The sequence below is a fragment of the Bacillus sp. JJ664 genome (assembly GCF_036962205.1).
In the GTDB taxonomy this organism is placed as follows: Bacteria; Bacillota; Bacilli; order Bacillales; family Bacillaceae_G; genus Gottfriedia.
Map to the genome: position 1 here is coordinate 2,308 of NZ_JBALMS010000188.1, position 223 is coordinate 2,530.

The window sequence follows — 223 nt, forward strand, 5'->3', positions numbered from 1 at the left end:
AAAAAACAAATTCAAGAATTTAATGAAAATGGATGGGGAAATCTTCCAATTTGTATGGCGAAGACTCAATATTCCTTATCAGATCAACCACAAGCAATAGGAAGACCATCTGGATTTAAGGTAGAAGTTAGAGAATTAAAAGCGTCTATTGGAGCTGGTTTTATTGTTGCTTTAACAGGAAATGTATTAACAATGCCAGGGCTACCAAAAAAACCTGCTGCAT

General features: G+C 35.0%; 1 protein-coding gene and 1 pseudogene (1 of these 2 cut by a window edge). Both read left to right on the forward strand.

Going from position 1 to position 223, the window contains the following annotated elements:
- On the forward strand, positions 1-23 hold the final stretch of the coding sequence (locus tag V7056_RS19905) for a formate--tetrahydrofolate ligase (RefSeq protein WP_499704125.1). 1,342 nt of this gene lie to the left of the window's left edge; only the last 23 of its 1,365 coding nucleotides appear in the window; its start codon lies beyond the left edge, outside the window; the stop codon is at positions 21-23.
- Between the two features lie 7 nt (positions 24-30).
- Positions 31-223: pseudogene (locus V7056_RS19910) on the forward strand (formate--tetrahydrofolate ligase); the annotation flags it as partial.